This window comes from uncultured Algibacter sp. (genome assembly GCF_963976535.1).
Lineage (GTDB): Bacteria > Bacteroidota > Bacteroidia > Flavobacteriales > Flavobacteriaceae > Algibacter_B.
The window spans coordinates 1-3,020 of record NZ_CAXBLF010000115.1; the positions used below are offsets into that span (position 1 = coordinate 1).

At 33.7% G+C, this 3,020-nt stretch carries 2 protein-coding genes; both read left to right on the top strand.

The annotated features are described in order from the left end of the window. The coding region (locus AAC024_RS15810; RefSeq protein WP_339896455.1) for a helix-turn-helix domain-containing protein at nucleotides 1–2,441 on the top strand (2,441 nt) is incomplete at its 5' end. Nucleotides 2,442–2,572: 131 nt separating this feature from the next. Continuing rightward, nucleotides 2,573–3,020: hypothetical protein (locus AAC024_RS15815; protein WP_339896457.1), on the top strand; the 448-nt coding region annotated here is incomplete at its 3' end.

Sequence of the window (3,020 nt, forward strand, 5' to 3'; positions counted from 1 at the left end):
TAATGAAGGAAAATAAAGAGTTAGAATTAGCGTGGGCGTTTGTGAATAATACAAATCGATCTATATTTTTAACGGGCAAAGCTGGGACTGGAAAAACCACGTTTTTGCACCGATTAAAAATGAACAGTTTAAAACGTATGGTGGTGGTGGCACCTACGGGTGTGGCTGCGATTAATGCTAAAGGTGTTACGATACATTCTTTTTTTCAGATGCCTTTTGGCCCTATTTTGCCTGATACAGATTTGAATGCTTCTAAAGGATTCAATAGAAAATTTGGTAAAACGAAAATCAATATTATTAAGTCGATGGACCTTTTGGTTATTGATGAAATTAGTATGGTTCGAGCTGATTTGTTGGATGGTATTGATAGAACGTTACGCCGTTTTAGAAACAGAAACAAAGTGTTTGGTGGTGTACAAGTTTTAATGATTGGCGATTTGCAACAACTCTCTCCTGTTATTAAGGTGCAGGAATGGGATTTATTGAAACATGTTTATAAGAATGGGTTCTTTTTTAGCAGTCTTGCATACCAACAATGTGAAGCAATTACTATAGAGTTGAAACATATTTATAGGCAAGAGAATCCAAAATTTATTGAAATACTTAACGAGATTAGAAATAATGAATTGAGCGAAGCTGCTGCTGCTGAATTGAACAAACGTTATATACCAGATTTTACACCTAAGCCAGATGCTGGTTATATTTCGTTAACGACTCATAATAATAAAGCCGAAGCGACCAATAGAATAGAATTGGAGAAGTTGACAACTAAAACGTTTACTTATGCAGCAGAAGTGGATGGGAAATTTCCTGAGTATGCTTATCCAAATGCAGCGACTTTGGAAATAAAAGTGGGCGCACAGGTGATGTTTGTGAAGAATGATAGTAGCCCTGATAAGCGCTATTTTAATGGTAAGATAGGGAAGGTAATTTTGTTGGATGCAGATGAAGTTGTGGTGCATTGCCCTGATGATGATTTTAATATTAACGTAACGCCCGAAATTTGGGAGAATATTAATTATTCTGTGGATGCAGAAACCAAAGCGATTACTGAAAATAAGATCGGGTCTTATACCCAAATGCCGTTACGTTTAGCGTGGTCTATTACGATTCACAAAAGTCAAGGGTTAACTTTTGAAAAGGCTATTATTGATGCTCAAGGTGCTTTTGCGCATGGGCAAACGTATGTGGCATTGAGCAGATGTAAATCTTTGGAAGGTTTGGTGTTGAAGAGTAAGATTCATTCTAGCCAAATTATCAGTGATGATAACGTGACCTCTTTTAATAAAAACGCTGAACAAAATGCACCAGATGAAGCAGTTTTAGAACATTCTCAGAAACATTTTCAGTTGGATTTAATTGCTGAAGTGTTTGGTTTTTATAAGTTTTTATATCCTTTGAATCGTATTTTAGATACTTATTATAAGAATAGAACAGTGGTTGAAGGGCCTATAGAAAATACTTTTTTACCTATTAAAGACACGATTACTAACCTTTTGAAGGTGGCTAATGGATTTAACGCACAGTTGAAACAGCTTTTGGAAGATGGTGGTTTGCCAGAAAAGAGTGCGACGATTCAAGTGCGTTTTAAAAAGGGGATTGGTTATTTTAAAACAGAAACAGAGACGAAGATTGTTACACCTTTAAAGACTTTTGCTTTTACTACGGATAATCAAACTGTGGGTAGTGAAATCACTAAACACTTGGATAGCTTTGAAGAATTACTTTCTGTAAAATTACTTTATTTTAAAGGTTTAGAGGAAGGTTTTACGGCTGAACAGATTTTAGAGTTGCGAGCTAAGTCGGTATTTATGGGTAAAGATAAACCCAAAAAACTTAGAAAAACAATTGTTGAAGGGACTAGCAATGTGGAGTTATTTGAAAAACTACGCATGTTGAGAAATGATATTGCTCAGGAGAAAGACTTGATTCATTATCAGATTTTTGCACAAAAAACACTTTATGAAATGTGTGAAACCTTACCAACCAATAAACGGGAATTGTTAAAGGTTAATGGCATGGGAAAAACACGTGTTGAAAAATATGGTTCAGCTATTTTAAAAGTGATTAGAGCGTATTGCGAAGCACATGATATTGAAACGGCTAACGAAGCAGAAATTTTTGATGTTGAGAAACCAAAAAAGAAAAAGGTTACAGACTCTAAGAAATTATCTTTAGAGTTATTTAAATCAGGTAAAACCATTTTTGAAATTGCCAAAGAGCGAGAATTTGTTCCTAGCACTATTATTGGACACCTAGCGAGTTTTATAGATTCAGGAGAAGTAAAAGTTACTGATTTAATGCCTGTTGAACATTATGAGGAATTGAAAGCTGTAATTCCAAAGAAAAAATTTGAAAGCTTATCTGATTTAAAAAATCAATTGGATGAGAAATACAGTTATGGGGAATTGCGTTTGGTCTTGGAGGATTTAAGAAAATAGCTTATTATTATAATGTCTAGACTATGTTAACCCTGATAACATAATCATGTATTACTTGTAAGGATTTTGAAGTGTTTAGACTAAAGTAAAATGTTTTATGAAATTCAAATTATTTAGTTAAATTAGTGTCCATGAACGTTATCATCCAATCTACTCTTAAAACACTACAAAAATCTCAAGTTTTATTAGATAATTTATCGAATGCCCAGTTGTGTGATGCTTCTGTTTCGCCTTACTATTCAAGTATAGGTACACATATTAGGCATATTTTAGATTTCTATGATTGTATTTTTAATATGAATACTGAAGATAAAGTAGACTTAACTGCTAGAAGTAGAAATAAAGATGTGGAATCTGATTGCGGTTGTGCTCAAGATTACCTAAACTTAATAATTGGGAGATTAAGTACTACCACAATAGATATTAATGAAGCCGTTATAGTAGTTGATGATTTAGGATTGGGTAAAACGGAAATACCTTATACTTATGGCTCATTATTGGCTCAAGCAAATAGCCATACGATACATCACTACGCAATAATCAATTATATTTTTGATAGATTAGGAATTGTTGTTAATG